The organism is Pseudoduganella sp. jia 9 (assembly GCF_055502615.1).
Map to the genome: position 1 here is coordinate 68,675 of NZ_JBUPWE010000013.1, position 16,832 is coordinate 85,506.

13 protein-coding genes and 2 riboswitches are annotated in these 16,832 nt (G+C 66.6%); of the genes, 8 read left to right on the plus strand and 5 right to left on the minus strand.

What is annotated here, in order from left to right:
* Positions 1-19: 19 nt before the first annotated feature.
* Both ACY34H_RS18200 and ACY34H_RS18205 read right to left on the minus strand, forming a co-directional pair.
* Positions 20-667 (minus strand): phosphatase PAP2 family protein, encoded by a 648-nt coding sequence (locus ACY34H_RS18200; protein ID WP_464978878.1) that lies wholly within the window; start codon positions 665-667, stop codon positions 20-22.
* A 159-nt stretch (positions 668-826) separates the two neighbouring features.
* Positions 827-2,917: a DUF1631 family protein gene (locus ACY34H_RS18205; protein WP_464978879.1), complete on the minus strand. Its 2,091-nt coding sequence runs from the start codon at positions 2,915-2,917 to the stop codon at positions 827-829.
* A gap of 320 nt (positions 2,918-3,237) precedes the next feature.
* On the opposite strand from ACY34H_RS18205, the gene ACY34H_RS18210 reads away from it, so the two are divergent.
* Positions 3,238-3,423, plus strand: a complete 186-nt coding sequence (locus ACY34H_RS18210; RefSeq protein WP_464978880.1) for a hypothetical protein — start codon at positions 3,238-3,240, stop codon at positions 3,421-3,423.
* 240 nt (positions 3,424-3,663) lie between these two features.
* Here ACY34H_RS18210 and ACY34H_RS18215 read toward each other — a convergent pair whose 3' ends face one another.
* Positions 3,664-4,224, minus strand: a complete 561-nt coding sequence (locus ACY34H_RS18215; RefSeq protein WP_464978881.1) for an ATP-dependent Clp protease proteolytic subunit — start codon at positions 4,222-4,224, stop codon at positions 3,664-3,666.
* 298 nt (positions 4,225-4,522) lie between these two features.
* Between ACY34H_RS18215 and ACY34H_RS18220 the strand changes: the two genes are divergently transcribed.
* From ACY34H_RS18220 to gcvP, 4 genes are all read left to right on the plus strand, one after another.
* On the plus strand, positions 4,523-5,704 hold the full coding sequence (locus ACY34H_RS18220) for an acyltransferase family protein (protein ID WP_464978882.1): 1,182 nt from the start codon (positions 4,523-4,525) through the stop codon (positions 5,702-5,704).
* Between the two features lie 252 nt (positions 5,705-5,956).
* Positions 5,957-6,043, plus strand: a riboswitch (glycine riboswitch).
* A gap of 23 nt (positions 6,044-6,066) precedes the next feature.
* Positions 6,067-6,187, plus strand: a riboswitch (glycine riboswitch).
* A gap of 105 nt (positions 6,188-6,292) precedes the next feature.
* Positions 6,293-7,414: a glycine cleavage system aminomethyltransferase GcvT gene (gene gcvT / locus ACY34H_RS18225; RefSeq protein ID WP_464978883.1), complete on the plus strand. Its 1,122-nt coding sequence runs from the start codon at positions 6,293-6,295 to the stop codon at positions 7,412-7,414.
* Between the two features lie 33 nt (positions 7,415-7,447).
* Complete coding sequence (gcvH, locus tag ACY34H_RS18230; protein ID WP_464978884.1) at positions 7,448-7,831, plus strand: glycine cleavage system protein GcvH; 384 nt, start codon at positions 7,448-7,450, stop codon at positions 7,829-7,831.
* A gap of 121 nt (positions 7,832-7,952) precedes the next feature.
* On the plus strand, positions 7,953-10,859 hold the full coding sequence (gcvP, locus tag ACY34H_RS18235; protein ID WP_464978885.1) for an aminomethyl-transferring glycine dehydrogenase: 2,907 nt from the start codon (positions 7,953-7,955) through the stop codon (positions 10,857-10,859).
* 83 nt (positions 10,860-10,942) lie between these two features.
* Here gcvP and ACY34H_RS18240 read toward each other — a convergent pair whose 3' ends face one another.
* The gene (locus tag ACY34H_RS18240) at positions 10,943-11,998 is read right to left on the minus strand and encodes a hypothetical protein (RefSeq protein WP_464978886.1); all 1,056 of its coding nucleotides are present in this window, start codon (positions 11,996-11,998) and stop codon (positions 10,943-10,945) included.
* Between the two features lie 5 nt (positions 11,999-12,003).
* On the minus strand, positions 12,004-12,681 hold the full coding sequence (locus tag ACY34H_RS18245; RefSeq protein WP_464978887.1) for a hypothetical protein: 678 nt from the start codon (positions 12,679-12,681) through the stop codon (positions 12,004-12,006).
* Positions 12,682-12,890: 209 nt separating this feature from the next.
* On the opposite strand from ACY34H_RS18245, the gene ACY34H_RS18250 reads away from it, so the two are divergent.
* From ACY34H_RS18250 to ACY34H_RS18260, 3 genes are all read left to right on the plus strand, one after another.
* Complete coding sequence (locus tag ACY34H_RS18250; protein WP_464978888.1) at positions 12,891-15,764, plus strand: nSTAND1 domain-containing NTPase; 2,874 nt, start codon at positions 12,891-12,893, stop codon at positions 15,762-15,764.
* Positions 15,765-15,791: 27 nt separating this feature from the next.
* The gene (locus ACY34H_RS18255) at positions 15,792-16,166 is read left to right on the plus strand and encodes a hypothetical protein (RefSeq protein ID WP_464978889.1); all 375 of its coding nucleotides are present in this window, start codon (positions 15,792-15,794) and stop codon (positions 16,164-16,166) included.
* A gap of 258 nt (positions 16,167-16,424) precedes the next feature.
* Positions 16,425-16,832 (plus strand): cupin domain-containing protein, encoded by a 408-nt coding sequence (locus ACY34H_RS18260; protein WP_464978890.1) that lies wholly within the window; start codon positions 16,425-16,427, stop codon positions 16,830-16,832.

The following is a 16,832-nucleotide window of genomic DNA, read 5'->3' on the forward strand; positions in this document are numbered from 1 at the left end:
CGCACTATTGCGTTCGCTGCTAAATGGCCTGCCTCATGTGCAGCACGCGCTTGCGGTCCGGCTCCAGCTTCCACTTGTGCTGGACCGGTTCGTTACCGGACAGGTGAACGGCCACCTCGCGCACCCACTGCTCGGCCGGCACCGGCTTGGTGAACGGCATCACTGCCACCAGCGGCAGGCACAGCGCAACCAGGATGCGCCCGACGACGGCCGGCTGCTCGCTGCGCGCGGTTGCGATGAAGGCGGCGGCCACCGCCAGGCCCACGGCGCCGCCAAGCAGCACCTCGGACATCGAATGGGCCAGCACCGGAACGCGCGAAAGGCTGATCAGCCCGGCCAGCAGCACGCCCACGGCCAGCGCCACATGACGGACGGCCGGCCGCGCCTTCAAAAACATCAAGTAGAAAACCACGGGATAAACGGCGCAGGCGCGCATCGCGTGGCCGGACAGGCCGGCAAACTTCCATTCCGGGATGCCGATGCCCCAGCCGTACCAGGCCACCTTGGTGGCGACGACGAGCAGCATGCCGATCCCGAACAGCAGGCACCAGGACAGCGACAGGCGCCATGTGCGCCCGGCCAGCAGCCAGACGGCCACGGCGATGCCGAGCGGCCCCGTCACACTCATGCCTCCCAGCGCCGACAGCGCCATCCACAACATCGTCATCGATTCGTTTCCTCTTGTTTAGCCGCACCGTTTATACCACAAACAATTGCCTTATTGCAATTTTTGTGGCAATTGCAGTGCCTGCAGCGGAGCCGGCAGAGTAGAGGCTCCACATTAGATTCTTCTTAAACTTGCCAGTTCGATCATGCCGGGTGGCGATCAGGCGGCGGCCGTATCCCTGTCGGCGGCGGGATCGTTGACCGCCAGCGCCCGCGACAGCGCTCGCACCACGACGCCGTCGGTATGCAGCACCGTCGCCGCTCCCGCGTGCAGCCGTTGCGCCAGCGCTTCGGCCGGCAGCGAGAACGCTTCTTCGCGCGCGCCATTGGAGAAGATGTACAGCGTGCGAAGAGGACTGATCCATGCCAGCTTCACCCTGCGCGGCCCGCCTTCCTCCGCGAATTCGAACCAGGTGCCGCGCGCCAGGCCGGCCAGTTCCTCTTCCGGCGCCGGCGACGACGCCGACGGGACCGGCCGTTCCGCTTCGGCCGCCCGTGCCAGGCGGCGTTCGGCGGCCAGTTGCGCGGCCTGCATGGATAGTTCGATGCGCCGCTCGGCCGACATGTCCAGCGGCGCGCGCACGATGGACGCGTGGCAGTCGGCCAGTTCGGCGAAAAAGCGCAGCCGCTCGGCATCCTGCCACCGGATGACATCGAGCCACCGGTTCAGCGTGGCGAGCAGCCCGGGCAGCCTGGCGATCAGCTGCCTGCGTTCGTCGCCAGCCAGTGTCGGCCGAACGCTCCACAGCAGGTCGTCCATCGCCTGCGTGGCGTGGCGCACGGCGCCGGGCTTGTCGTCATCGATGCTGTATGCGACCGTCAGCACGTCGGTCCACTTGTTTTCCAGGAAGGCCTCGACCACGGCCACCACTTCGCCGGTACCGACGCGCAGCGCCACGGCGTCGCGGGCGGCGCGGCGGGCCGTGGCCGTCCTCTCCTGCTTCAGCGCGGCGGCCACCGGCACCGCGAGCGCGGCGGCGGCATCCGCCTCCTCCTGCTTCAACGCCGCTTCCAGCTCGCGCACCGCCCGGGTGAAAGCCGCCACGCCCGCCTCGTCGTCGCCGGCGGCAAGGTCGACGCTGCGGCGCATGGCCTGGAACTGGCGGTCGTCGCGCCGGCCCGCGCCGCGCAGCGTGCGCTCCCAGCCCATGCGCGACAGCAGTTCGAGCAGCTTGCGCGCCGGATGCGCCGCGTCAAAGAAGAAATCCTTGTCGGCCAGCGCCGCCTTCAGCAACGGCAGTTGCAGCAGCTGCAGCAGCTCGCGGCTTTCCGATGAAATCGCCTGGTCCGCCGACACGGTATCGAACACGGCGCCCAGCAGGTCGATCGCGCCCTCGTCGGCGCGCGACAGCATGCCTTGCGGGGCATTGCGCTTGAGCGACGACAGCGGAACGGCGCTTGTCCCATCGCCATGTGGCACGCCCGCCAGCCAGTGCAGCAGATGGGGAGGCAGCGCGCCGCCCGGGCCCTGCGCGGATTCACACGCCGGGTGCAATGGCGCATCCTCCGCTCCGGCCTGCCCGAAAAACGCCCGCAACTGGCTGGCCAGCCGGGCTTCGCGCCGGGCGTCGTGTGCCTGTTCCCGGATACCCTGCCGTGCCCACGGCCGGCCTGGCGGCAGCGACAGCACGCCATGCCGTTCCAGTGCACCGTTCAGCGCAGCGTAAATGCCGCCCAGGTCGTGGAAGCAGTCCACCTGCACCAGTCCCAGCACGGCGGCCGCACTGCCCTCCTCGCCGTCGAAGCCGGCCCACGCCTGGTGCAGCGCGGCGAGGAACACTTCCGGCCGGAACGGGTTGCTGCGCAGGGCATGGCGTTCGAACAGCTGCGCGAGGCGGGCATTCAGCATGGCCAGCGCATCGGCATGTGCGACATCGAACGGCCGGGCGCTGGCGGCGAGGGCCACGCGCTGGTCCATCTCTTCGTAAGGCACCAGTGCCAGCGGCTGCTCCACGTCGCGCGGCTGCGGCGCCAGCTGGGCCAACTCATCGCGCAGTGCCCGCTCCAGCGCGCCGGTCACGAGCGGCAGCAGCGCATGGCCGCGGTCGTGCAGCAGGCCGGCGGCGCGCATGCGGTGGCGCGCGTCCGCCGGTGGCTGGCCCGGCTCCATCAGGCGCGTCGCGAGCTGCGCGCGGAATGCGGCGAAGCCGGCGCCAGCCTGCCGCAGCGCGATGCCGATCGCTTCTTCCAGCACCGCGTGCCGCGGGCTGACGGCCCTCGGTGGCATCGGGGATGGGGTGGAAGTGGACATGGTCGCGGCCGGGTGATCGAAGCCACCATTCTGCCACACACTTTCCACAAAGCAATAGCAGCCCGGAAAGTATCGCTGCATTTGTGGCGTACCGCCACGGCAGAGCTCGCAAGTCCTTGTATTGTCGAGCTTTATTCTTGTGCTGCAAGGCCTTGTCCTACAGGGGCAGACGGCTAATTCCGATATCCGAGGGCTGATCAAAAACGCATCATTTCGCTACCGGAGTCGCATCCGGGAAACCCCAGCGCACCGAAGTGCAAACGGTTTCGCCCATGCGCGTTCGGCCCCGTGTTCCCCTCTCCAATCGAAAGGAAAGCAAAATGGCTTCGAATCAGAAAAGTGGTGGCAACAAGCAGGGTTCTTCCTCTTCGGGCAGCTCGAAGCAGTCCGGCAACCAGGGTTCCCGCTCAGGCGGCACCCAGGGCGGCACGCCGGAGCAGCACGCCGAGGCCGGCCGTCAAAGCCACAAGAACGACAGCAAGAAGTCCAGCTCGCGCGGCAAGTAAGGACGCCAATCAGGGCGCAAACCAGGACGCCAGCAAGGGCGCGGGTACGAGCGCAGGCGCGCGGCGGCCAGACTACCGGCATCCGCAACGGGATGCCTCCCCATGAGAAGGGCTTGGAAAGGTAGCGCCGTTCCAAGCTCTTTTCTCGTGCCTGCCCGATTCGGCCCCCGGGTTCAGTCCCGTAGTGCCGCTTTGTGCCCCTGCCCTGTGACCCTGCCCTGTTTTGCGCTGCTGGCCTGGTCAGATATTGGTGACCCGCTTGCCTTTCGGCGGCCGGAAGTTGCGCACCTCGTTGACCAGCCCGACTTTCGCCGCATCGCTCGCGGTCAGGTGCAGGTCGGCGTGGGCATGCACGAGCCAGTGTTCTTCCGACAGTTGCACATGTTGGCGCAGGATCGATTCGGTACGCGCATCGTCGGCCTGCAAACCTTCGACAATGATGCGCAGCGCATCCGGCCGGGCGCCGGAGGGCGCGCTGGCATGCGACTTGTGCACCATGAACCGCCCGGTCTCGCTGGCATAGCGCTCCTCGCCCGCCAGGAACAGGATCACAGCGATCGATGCCACGGCGCCGCCGTTGTACATCACGACCTTGATCGGCAGGTTCGACAGGTAGTTGTACAGGCACAGCCCGTCGCTGACATACCCGCCGTTCGACTGCAGCAGGATGTGGGCAGTCTCCACGCCATCTTCCGTCATGTCCGCCACCGCCTCGAACACGCGGTGCACCATATCGCTGTTCACATCTCCCGACAGCGTGAACCACGCCGCGCCATCCAGCTTTTGCTTATCCTCGCTCATGTTTTTTTACCCTCAAAGAACGGTGTTCGCCATTCTAGCGCACCACCCTTTTTCGGGCCGCACGACCGGGCGCGGGTGGTGTTGCAAGGCGTTGCTGCTAGTCACATGACTCTGCGATAGCGCAAGATTGTCCATAGTTTCCATAAGCAAATTCGACTGGTACAGCGTGGTGCATAACGGTCGCCGCCTGGCGTGGCAATCCATGATGTAGTTCCCAGGGCACGTTCCACGACAACGAGAAGCACGTCCCCCGCCCCGGTGCGCCAACGCAAATTCACCAAGGCTTTCCGGTTGTAACTTGGGTGACTCACTTCCCTCCCGGCGGGCCGCCATGAACAAGTCAACCTCCCTCTATCTGGATGTCATGCGCCTTGCCGCGGCGCTGCTGCTGTTCATCGTTCATGCCAACTACCTGATACCGGATGGCCTGCCGGGCCTCTGGTACCTGTCCGGTCTCGGCGCCGAGGCGGGAACGGTGTTTTTCGTGCTGTCCGGATTCGTCATTGCGCATGTCGTGGCGACGCGTGAATTCCGGGCGGCCGACTATCTGGCCGCGCGGTTTTCGCGGCTGTACAGCGTGGTGCTGCCGGCGCTGTTGGCCACGGTGGTGCTGGACCTTGCCGGCGCGGCGCTCGATCCTGATGAATATGCCGCATCGATGAAGAACGGTGCGTGGAGCATCGCCGCCAGCCTGGTGTTTGCCAATGAGCTCTGGTTTTCCGCGCTCCGGCCGCTGTCGAATACGCCGTTCTGGTCGCTGGGATATGAATTCTGGTACTACATGATCTATGCCGCGGCACAGTATGTGCCTGGTCGCGGCCGAAAGATCGCTGCCGTATCGCTGGTTTGCCTGATCTGCGGGCCGAAGATCCTGCTCCTGATGCCGGTGTGGCTGCTTGGCGTGGCGGCTTACGCGCTCAGCGGCAAATTCCGGCTGACGCGCCCAGCTGCCGCGATGCTTGCCATCGCCAGCGCGGGCGGGCTGCTGCTGCTGGTACTGACGGGGGTCAAAGCGCAATGGCATGCATACACCATTGCCGCGCTGGAGGAACCGGCGCGGATGCTGGGTCCATCCAGCCATGTGCTGTACAGGCTTGTTTTTGGGCTCCTGGTATCGCTCCACGTGCTCGCCATGATCACGCTGGCACCGACGTTCGACGCGGTGTGGCGGGTCAGCGGGCGTGCAGTACGCGCCGCATCGGCATATACCTTTGCCATCTACCTGCTCCACTTCCCGATCCTGAAGTTCCTGGCAGTGGCCAGTGCGACAGCGGGTCTGGGCACCCTGCGCTTTCCCGTCATCTTCGTGCTGTCGTTCCTGTCGATCGCCGTGCTCAACGGGGCGTGCGACCGGCTCAAGCCGGTGTTGAAGAAGCGGCTGCAGGACGGGTTCGTCAAGCTGGCCAGCGTTCGCGCTGCCACGGCGGAACCGGGTCTGCGGAAAGCCGCAACGAAAAGTGCCGGGAAAGTGCGGCAGTAGCGTCGAAGCGCGGTTGCAGCGCCATGCCGGTGCGCGCGGTTGAATGCTTCAGCTCAGGCCCGGCGCTGATGGCCCTGCCAGGACGTCTCCATTCATATGACCAAGACAAACTGTCCGTGCAAGCGTCGGCCAAGCTTTCCTGCTGGCCGGCCTGGCGATATGCGGTGCCTTGTCCCGCCCGCTGCCACCATGGAGGCAGGACGCTCACGCACCTGCCAGATTGACACCCCCTTCTACTTAACTTATAGTCCCGATCCTCGACCGGGAGAGCGCAGCGCCAGCTGCCGCCGAAGGGGCATCACCCAAAAACTCTCAGGCATCAAGGACCGGTCAGGGGTCGCCAGCGCCAGCAATGTGCGCGCGGCCGAAACTCTGGAGAGCGGCACGCTTGCACGGTAACCGGTAAGCTTGCCCACCGAAGGGGCGTGCGGGATCGATGCGTCGAACCGCTATCTCTCAGGTACCGAGGACAGAGGGGTAACGAACAACAGTGGAAAAGCGCTGCCCGCTTCTTCCGTGCCAATGCATGCCGATGCGTGCCATTGCCTGGCTGTTGTGCTGTTAACCCCAACCGAAGTCCGAGGCCCCATGACGCTCAAAGCCACTCCCCTCAACGCAGCCCACCGCGCCCTCGGCGCCCGCATGGTCGATTTCGGCGGCTGGGACATGCCCGTCAACTACGGTTCGCAAATCGAGGAACACCACGCCGTGCGCAGCGACGCCGGCATGTTCGATGTGGCCCACATGTGCGTCGTCGATATCGAAGGCACTGATGTACGTGGCTTCCTGCGCCGCCTGCTGGCGAACAATGTCGACAAGCTCCAGGTCTCCGGCAAGGCACTGTACTCGTGCATGCTGAATCCCGAAGGCGGCGTCATCGACGACCTGATCGTTTATTTCTTCACCGAAAACTGGTTCCGCCTGGTCGTCAACGCCGGCACCGCCGAGAAGGACGTGGCGTGGATGCAGGCGAAGAGCGACGAGTGGCAGGCCGGCCTGACCATCACGCAACGTCGTGACAACCCCGCGAATGCCATGGCCCTGATCGCCGTGCAGGGCCCGAACGCCCGCGCCAGGGTGTGGGAACTGATCCCCCAGGCGAAGGAAGCCACGGCCGAGATGAAGCCATTCAATGTGGCCATCGTCAAGGACACCGCGTTCGGCGAAGCGATGGTGGCGCGCACCGGCTACACCGGCGAAGACGGCTTTGAAATCGGCGTGGCCGCCACGCAGGCCGAGGCGCTGTGGAATGCGCTGGCTGCCGCCGGCGTGAAGCCGGCCGGCCTCGGCGCGCGCGACACGCTGCGCCTGGAAGCCGGCATGAACCTGTATGGCCAGGACATGGACGACGGCGTGAACCCGCTGGACGCCGGCCTGGCATGGACGATCGACCTGGTCTCCGAGCGCGACTTCGTCGGCAAGGCCGCACTGCAGGCCAAGGGCCAGAACGCCCAGTTCGTCGGCCTGATCCTGCGCGAAAAAGGCGGCGTGCTGCGCGCGCACCAGAAAGTCATCGCCGCGGACGGCGCCACGGGCGAGATCACTTCCGGCACCTTCAGCCCCACGATGCAGCAGGCGATCGCGCTGGCGCGCGTGCCGACGGGCGTGCAGCTGGGCGATACCGTGCACGTGGAAATCCGCGACAAGAAGCTGGCCGCCACCGTCGTGAAGCTGCCATTCGTGCGGAACGGTAAAATCCTCGTCGCCTGACCCCTGAATAACATAACCAATCTGGAGCAACACATGAGCAACATTCCCGCAGAGCTGAAGTACACCGAGTCCCACGAGTGGATCCGCAAGGAAGACGACGGCACGATCACGGTCGGCATCACCGAGTTCGCGCAGGACGCGCTGGGCGACATCGTGTTCGTCGAACTGCCGAAAGTCGGCAACAGCTACACGGCGGGCGACGATGCCGCCGTGGTGGAATCCGTGAAAGCCGCTTCCGACATCTATGCTCCGGTGTCGGGCGAAGTCGTCGCCGTCAACGACGCGGTGGCCGGCTCGCCGGAAGCGATCAACGCCAACGCCTATGACGCGTGGCTGTTCAAGATGAAGCCGGCCGATGCCGCCGCGATCGACGGCCTGCTCGACGCCGACGCTTACGGCAAGAACACCGCTTCGTAAATTCCGCAGTACCAGGGCCGGTCCAGCGCCGGCCCTGCATTGCCCCCCGCATTGGCCCCCCGCATTGGCCCCCAATATTGGCCCCTTATTCGGCCCCCTTCACTGGCCCAAGAGATCCTTCATGACCCGTACCAGCCTGACCACCCGCCTTACGTCCCTTGAAGCGCGCGATGCCTTCATCGCCCGCCACATCGGCCCGGACGCCGCCGAACAGCAGCAAATGCTCGACACGCTCGGCTATGCCTCGCGCGCCGCGCTGATCGACGCGATCGTTCCGGAAAACATCCGCAACCGCGCCGCCCTGCCCCTGGGCCAGTTCGCCGAGCCGCTGCCGGAACAGGCCGCGCTGGCGAAGCTGAAGGCCATCGCCGGCCAGAACAAGGTCGTCAAGTCGCTGATCGGCCAGGGTTACCACGGCACGTTCACGCCAGGCGTGGTGCTGCGCAACATCTTTGAAAACCCGGCCTGGTACACGGCTTACACGCCGTACCAGCCGGAGATTTCGCAGGGCCGCCTGGAAGCGATCCTGAACTTCCAGCAGGCGATTACCGACCTGACCGGCATGGGCATCGCCAACGCGTCGATGCTCGACGAAGGCACCTCGGCCGCCGAGGCGATGACGCTGCTGCAGCGTGTCGGCAAGTCGAAATCGAAGCTGTTCTACGTGGCCAGCGACGTGCTGCCGCAAACGCTGGAAGTGATCCGCACCCGCGCCGAGCCGCTGGGCATCGAGGTACGCACCTTCGACCCGGCCGAACTGGCTGGCGTGACCGACGCATTCGGCGTGCTGCTGCAATACCCGGGCGTGGATGGCGCCGTGCGCGATTACCGCGCCGACGTCGAGAAAGTGAAGGCCACCGGCGCGATGATCGTCGTGGCCGCGGACCTGCTGGCCCTCACCCTGCTCACGCCGCCGGGCGAATGGGGCGCGGATGTGGTGGTCGGCAACAGCCAGCGCTTCGGCGTGCCGCTGGGCTTCGGCGGCCCGCATGCCGGCTACATGGCCACCCGCGACGAATACAAGCGCTCGATGCCGGGCCGCCTGGTCGGCGTGACCGTCGACCAGCAGGGCAACATGGCGTACCGCCTGGCGCTGCAGACGCGCGAACAGCACATCCGCCGCGAGAAGGCCACCTCGAACATCTGCACGGCGCAGGTGCTGCTGGCCGTGATCGCGTCGATGTACGCCGTCTACCACGGCCCGCAAGGCCTGGCGCAGATCGCCACCCGCGTGCACCGCTACACCGGCATCCTGGCCGGCAACCTGCGCACGCTGGGCTACAAGGTAACGAACCAGACGTACTTCGACACGCTGACGATCGCCACCGACCGCGCCGAGGCACTGCATGCCGCCGCCGTCGCCAACGGCATCAACCTGCGCCGCATCGATGCGAACCACGTCGGCGTGTCGCTGGATGAAACGGTCGACCGCGACACGCTGGCCGCGCTGTGGTCCGTGTTCGCGACGGGCGTGGCCGATGCGCCCGCCGCGCCGGACTTCGCCGCGATCGCGGAACCGGCGGACGACGCCTTCCCGGCCGAACTGGCACGCGCCACCGAATACCTGACGCACCCGGTCTTCAACCGCTACCACAGCGAAACCGAGATGCTGCGCTACCTGCGCTCGCTGGCCGACAAGGACCTGGCACTGGACCGCACGATGATCCCGCTGGGTTCGTGCACGATGAAGCTGAACGCCACCAGCGAGATGATCCCGGTCACCTGGCCCGAGTTCTCGAACATTCACCCGTTCGCGCCGGAAGACCAGACCGTGGGCTACCGCGAAATGATCGGCCAGCTGGAAGAGATGCTGTGCGCCGTGACCGGCTACGCGGCCGTGTCGCTGCAGCCTAACGCCGGCTCGCAGGGCGAATACGCCGGTCTCCTGGTGATCCAGAAGTACCACCAGTCGCGCGGCGAAGGCCATCGCAACATCTGCCTGATCCCGTCGTCGGCCCACGGCACCAACCCGGCATCGGCCAGCATGGTCAACATGCAGGTGGTGGTCACCGCCTGCGACGAGAACGGCAACGTCGACCTGGCCGACCTGAAGGCCAAGGCCGAGCAGCACAGCAAGAACCTGGCGTGCGTGATGGTGACGTATCCGTCCACCCACGGCGTGTTCGAGGAAGGCATCAAGGAACTGTGCGAGATCGTGCATTCGCACGGCGGCCAGGTCTACATCGACGGCGCCAACATGAATGCGCTGGTCGGCGTGGCCGCGCCGGGCGCGTTCGGCGGCGACGTATCGCACCTGAACCTGCACAAGACCTTCTGCATCCCGCACGGCGGCGGCGGACCGGGCGTGGGCCCGATCGGCGTCGGCGCGCATCTGGCCGAGTTCCTGCCGAACCAGCGTTCCACCGGCTACCAGCGCAACGAGAACGGCATCGGCGCCGTGTCGGCGGCCGCCTACGGCTCCGCCTCGATCCTGCCGATCTCGTGGATGTACATCGCGATGATGGGCGCCGAAGGCCTGACCGCCGCGACGGAAACGGCGATCCTGAACGCCAACTACATCGCCCGCCGCCTTGCGCCGCACTATCCGGTGCTGTACTCGGGCCACGACGGCCTGGTGGCGCACGAGTGCATCCTGGACCTGCGCCCGCTGACCGATGCCACCGGCATCAGCAACGAGGACGTGGCCAAGCGGCTGATGGACTATGGTTTCCATGCGCCGACCATGAGCTTCCCGGTGCCGGGCACGCTGATGATCGAGCCGACCGAATCGGAAGCCAAGGCCGAGCTGGACCGCTTCATCGACGCGATGATCGCCATCCGCGGCGAGATCGCCAAGGTGGAGAGCGGCGAATTCGACAAGGCCAACAACCCGTTGAAATTCGCGCCGCACACTGCCGCGGTGCTCACCGCCGACGAGTGGGACCGCCAGTACAGCCGCTCGACGGCCGCCTACCCGCTGCCGTCGCTGCGCAAGCAGAAGTATTGGCCGCCGGTCGGCCGCGCCGACAACGTGTACGGCGACCGCAACCTGATGTGCGGCTGCGCACCGATCAGCGCCTACGAGTAAGCGTTCGCGCCTGTTCTATAGCGCCTGCTCCATAGCGCCTGCTCTGTATAGAACGCCGTCCGCCGCAAGGCGGGCGGCGTTTTTCATTGGGCCGACCAGTCGGTGGCCACGATCTCGCTGCCGTACAGCTGCCCGTCCATGGTGAAGCGCTGCATTTCCAGCCTGCCGTCCTCGATCGCGGCGGCGTAGATGAACTGGCCGGCCGCGGTCAGCACCGCGCGCCGCCGGGTCAGGCGGAACGGCGGGTTCCAGGCGCCGCACCGCGGCCGCGCCAGCATCCACAGCGCACCATCGGCATCGGCGTAGGCAAGGTAGTCGGCACCGTCCCGGGCATATCCCCACAGCAGCCGGGCGCCGGCGACGTGCGCCACCGGCTGGGGCGGATTGTTCCCGCCCCGGTAGACGACGATGCGCTCGCCCGCCGCATACAGGTCCGGCACGTTCGGCAACGATCCCGGCGCCAGCAGCACGCTGTCCACCTGCGGCGGCAGATTCGGGTAATCGAGCGTGACGTTCCAGCCGAACGGATCGCATAGCGGCGTGAAGCGCAGCGTGCTGCCCTTGCCATGAGGATGCAGCACCCAGATGCCCGGCTGCCGGTAACTGCCGATCGCGCACGCCCGCGCGGGCGGCAGGTCGAGCATGCGCAGCGTGCTGGCCGGCGCGGCCGCGTTGCAATACCAGATGGCCGGCCCCGCGTGGATCAGCAGCAGCGGTGGCGCCCCGGCCTGCAATGGGCCGAACGCCAGATGGCTGATCCGGACGTCGGCTGGCAGGCCGGGGATCGCCGGCAGGTGCCGCATCGTCTCCAGCCAGCCGGCTTCGTCCTGGCGCACGGGCAGGCCAGTGGCGATCCGCAGCGTGCACGCGCCGGCGCCGTCGCGGATGGCCAGCGCGATGCCGAGCGTGCCGTCCGGGGCTTGCCGCACGTCCGCGCAGTGCACAGTCGCGCGCGCCGCCGCCATGCCGGGCAATGCGGCCGAAAGATCGGTGTCGGACCATGCGCCGGCCCCCGTTTGCTGCAACAGACGCAGGCGGCCGGCGCCGTCGACGCCAAGAATCACCGGCTGGTCGCCGTCGCGCACAACGAACAGCGGGCGCCGTTCGGACACCCCCGAATGCAAAATCAGGTTCACCATGGCGTTCAGTGGTAGAGGACATGCGCCGCATGCCGCGCCAGCGGCGGCTCGACCGCCGCGGCCAGCCGGCTCACCAGCTGGTCCCGCACCGCGCCGAGACCGGCACCGCCCTGCTCCCACTCGCGCGCCAGCCGCCGCACGTCCAGCAGCCGGGCCAGCGGGTCGGCACTGATATAGGGGCCGGTGCGGCCGGCATCCGTGTGCGGCGCCATCCGGTTCACGCGGGTGACCACGTTGACGCGCCCCGCCGCTGTAACCACCAGTTGCAGCCGCAGCGACCAGCGCAGCGTGAGCCTGGCCCAGCCGGCGCCCAGGTCGCAGTCGCCGTCCTGGACGGCATCGCGCTCGTAGCGGGTCTGCAGGGCCGTCAGGTCGACGGTGAGGCGCGGCACGCCGGCCATGTCCGGCTGCTCGGAAACGATCACGTCATACCGGTGTTCCAGTTCCGACAGGCGCCGGTGCGCCACGGACCCGTCCGTTTGCCATGACAGCAAAACATGATCGCGCCAGGTCCAGCCCCGGCTCGTGGCGACGAAGCGGGGCTCGTCCTCGGGCCGGCACTCCGTCCCCGCCGCCCTGCCGGAGCATTCCCGCTCGCCGGCCAGCGCGTCGACGATGGCTTCCGGCGGCAGCAGCAGGCCAACCGGCCATGCCTGGAGCCGGCGCTCCAGCGCGTCGATCAACAGCGGTTTTAAGTACCGCTGGGGAAATTCCGTAAGCTCGATGTAAGAGTTAGATTTTGACATCTATTTGATTTGGAGAAATGTTAAGATGGACGCCGATCAGTTAGCAAGACTGTAGTCACCCTGCTTCACGGGCGCCTTCCGGAAACCTTCCGGAACAATCAAGTAGCTGATTCATAAAGAAAAATAATTTCAGGGGTGGCAATCGGATGCAGCACCGCGGGTTTCGCTTCGGCGACTGGCAAGTGGAGGTGGCAGGCAATTCCCTGCGCATGGGCGACACGCGCGTGGCGCTGGAGCCACGCGCGATGGATGTATTGCGCTACCTTTGCCGCCATCCGCACGCCGTGATCCCGCCCGAGGAATTGCTGGAAAAATGCTGGGGCACGTCCGAGCTGGGCGACAACCCGGTGCACAAGGCGATCGCGCAATTGCGCAAGGCGCTGGGCGATTCCAGCACCGATCCACGCTATATCGAAACGGTACGCAAGCGCGGCTACCGGGCCATCGCCGACGTGGTGGAAGAGGAAGAAGCTTCCGGCGGCTGGGACCAGGGTTCGCCGTTCCGGGGCCTGGCAGCGTTCGAGGAAAACCACGCGGCGATCTTCTTCGGCCGGGTGCAGGCCGCCACGCGGCTGCGCCAGACCGTGCTCGACCAGGTCAACGGCGGCTGCGCGATCGCACTGGTGCTGGGGGCCTCCGGTTCGGGCAAGACCTCGCTGGTGCGCGCCGGCCTGCTGCCGCAACTAATGGTTACAAACGCCGGCCTCGTCGCCCTCGACTGCACGCTGCACATGGATTGCGCGGACCTGGGCGACAGCGGCCTGCACGGCGCGCTGGCCGCCGTGCTGCTCGATGCCGAATGCGACGGCGCCCTGCTGTTCGACGGCATCGATGCCGCCTCGCTCGGCCGGCGTCTGCGCGACGAGCCGGCTGTCGTCGCCGCGCACCTGGCGCCGAACGGGCCGGCGCGGGTGGCCGTGTTCGTCGACCGGCTCGAAGCAGTGTTCCGCGCCGCGGACAGCGCCGCCGACCGCGCGGCATTCTTCCAGACGCTGGAGCGGCTGGCACGCGCCAACGTATTGATCGTGCTGGCATGCCGCAACGATTTCTATCCCGAACTGATGGCCGTGCCGGAAATGATGGCGCTGAAGACGCGCGGCGGGCATTTCGACGTGGAACCGCCCGACGGCGCGGCCATCGCGCAAATGGTGCGCGAACCGGCGCGCGCCGCCAGGCTGGCGTTCGAACGCGATGCCGACAGCGGCGCCAGCCTGGCCGACGTGCTGTGCGACGCCGCCCGCGCCAGCCCGGACGCGCTGCCGCTGCTGCAATACTGCCTCGACGAGCTGTACCGCCAGCGCGGCGACGACGGTCTGCTGCGCTTCGACGTGTTCCGCCAGCTGGGCGGCATCGAAGGCGCGCTGGGCGTGCGCGCCGAGCAGGTCGTGGCGGCGCTACCGGCCGATCAGCAGGCGGCGCTGCCGCGCGTGCTGTCGCTGCTGGTGGCTGTGGGTGACGAACAGAATGCCGTCACGGCGCGGCGCCCGGCGTGGGCCGCGCTGGAGTCCGAACCAGAGCGTGAGCTGGTGCGTGCGCTGGTCGAGGCGCGATTGTTCGTCAGCGAATTGAGCGGCGAGGTGCCAAGCTTCGGCGTGGCGCACGAGGCCCTGCTGCGGCGCTGGCCGCGCGTGGCCGGCTGGATCGAGCGGCACCGGCACGACCTGCAATTGCGCACCCGCGTGACGGCGCAGGCCGAACGGTGGGCCGCCGGCGGCAAGCCGAAGGATTTACTGCTGCCGCGCGGCAGCCAGGTGAACGGCGGGCGCGGGCTGCTGGCGGCAACCGAAGTGACGCTGACGCCGGTCGCGCGCGAGTTCGTGCAGCGGTCCGTGAACCGGGTAAAGCTGGGGCAGCAGATCGTCATGGCCGTGATGGTAGTGGTCGTGCTGCTGGCTGTGCTGGCTACCGTGCTGGGGCTGCGCGCCCGCGCCGCGCAGCATGAGGCGGAGCGGCATCGGCTCGAGGCGGAGAATCTGCTGGGATTCATGCTGGGGGATTTCGCGGACAAGCTGCGGCCGTTGGGGAAGCTGGATCTGCTGGATAGTGTGAGTGGGAAGGCGCTGGCGTATTTGGCGGAGGCGGGTCAAGGCGATAGCTTGAAGGCGAAGATGCAGCGGGCGAGTACGCTGAACATGATTGCCGAGGTGAGCATGGCTCGGGGGCAGCCGGACCGGGCATTCAAGGCCTTGCAGACGGCGCATGCGCTGATGGCGCCGTACGCGGTTGGCACGGAGGATCAGGAACTGTCCGAAACGTTCGCCATGAGCGCGGCATACCTCGGCCAGATACATCTCGACCGCAACGAATTCGACGCCGCGGAGCAATATTTCCAGCAGTGTCTCGCTCTGACCAGAAGGGTCGCGGAGCGCCAGGACGACGCCGCCCACTGGGATGAACTAGCCACGGTGTACAGCAGTCTTGGCGGGGTGGCGAGCGCACGCGAGCAGCACGACAAGGCAGCGCATTACTTCGCGACATCCGTGAACTTGAGCCGGCGCGCCGTCGCTGCCGATCCGTCCGTCCGCGCATATACCGGCGGGCTGGCGAATAACCTTTCGTGGCTGGGCGATGCAATGCTGCGCTCCGGACGCCACCGCGACGCAGCACGCCATTTCGCCGAGGAAAGTGCGTTGCTCAAAGGCCTTCGCCATGCTGCACCGGAAGAATCGCGATGGGCCAGCCGCCTGGTCTATGCGCTCTGGCACCAGGCGAATGCTTTATTCAGCGATGGAAAGCGGACAGCGGCGCTGGCCTTGTATCAGCAAGCGCAGGCAATTGCGGCCGACCTGATCCGCCGCGACCCGACGAATCAGCGTTGGCAAGTGGACATGGTCAGGTTGCAAACACGCGCGATCGAAGCGCAGCCAATGACAGCGGCATCGAAGAATGTGCTGGAGCGGCTGCATCGCAAAGCTATTGCGATGAGCACGGCAGAACCTGGGAATCCGGAACTGCGCGAACTCGTCGAACAGCTCCGGGAAAGTGTGGCGGACTCCCGGGCGCTGATCACATCCCGCTGATTCCAATAACAACGAAAGGCAATCCATATGTCCAACGAAACCATTGCGTTTAAAAACGTCGAAGTCACCGCCATCCCGCGAGTAGACAAAGCGACCGGTGAGACCTCCATCCAGGTCACGTTGACGCCCTCGACGCTGACGGTGACCGAGCCGAACACGATTATCAATTATCAGCTGATCGACCCCACTCCTGCCGAACTGCGGTTCACTGGAGTAACGATTGCTCCGCCGAACGAGCAATTGAGCCCCCCGGCAATCAGCACCGATGGCCGCAACCTGACGCTGAACGATGTCAACACCGTGGCCGAGGACTTCGTTGTGACGTTCGAGTTCAATACCGGACTCAAGTCCGAGCCGACGATGGCGCGCCTGCCGGATCTGGAGAACCGTCCGAAGCGTTGATCCGCGCGCATTCGTTGCGCTGACGCGATTTTCTTCCGCTGCTTGTCAGCCAGAAGAGCACGCGATCGCCGCACGAGTCAAACAGGTCGCCTGGACCGGGCGCGGAGAGCCGCCCAGGGCGCCAGCAATGGCTGCGCAGGAGACCGCATTTTCCTGCAGCGATCATTTCCTCTCTCCGGCGCACGCGGTACCATGGCTTGCGCCGATGGCGCGCGCCGGCCCTTGGTCGGCGCCAATCGAGACTGGGGAGAGTTCCGCATGAAACCGACTCACAGCACGCCCGCCCTCGTGGCCGCGCTCCTGATCTGCTTCACGGCCGCCAGCGCCGCCTGCGCGCAAACCGCAGGCGGCATCAAGCGCACCGTCATCACCCGCGGCGACATCTCGGTGCCCAACCGCGAAGCCGTTGTCGCCCACGTCGAACTGGCCCCCGGCGCCACCGCTGGCCGCCACACGCATCCGGGCGACGAAATCACCTACTTCCTCGATGGCGAAGGAGAATTGCTGATCGATGGCGCGCCGCCCCGGCGTGTGAAAGCCGGCGAGGCGATCATCATCCCCGCCGGCGTCGTGCACGACGCGCGCAATCCGGGCAGCACGACGACGAAGCTGGTCGGCGTCTATGTGGTCGAGAAGGGCCAGCCGCTGGCCACGCCCGCGAAGTAG